General features: G+C 66.0%; 1 protein-coding gene. It reads right to left on the reverse strand.

Annotated elements, in window-relative coordinates:
- Positions 1–244 (reverse strand): methyl-accepting chemotaxis protein (locus tag AC6H42_RS20860; RefSeq protein ID WP_497548857.1); only part of this gene is annotated, 244 nt, incomplete at both ends.

Genomic DNA, 244 nt, shown 5'->3' on the forward strand with positions numbered 1-244 from the left:
GCGCCCGGCTTCGCCGGCCTTCTCGGCCTCGATGGCCGCGTTCAGCGACAGGATGTTGGTCTGGTCGGCCACCTTGGTGATGGTGGTCAGCACGCTGTTGATGTTGGAGGCCTTCTCGGATAGCGCGGCCAGTTTGGCGCTGATCGAATCGGTGGCCGCCACCATGTGCTGCATGGTCTCGTCCATGCGCTTCAGGTTGTCCTGCGCCTCGGCGGTGGCGCTGGTGGTGTAGTCGGCCACGGCG

Source organism: Massilia sp. NBRC 108631, from assembly GCF_059704565.1.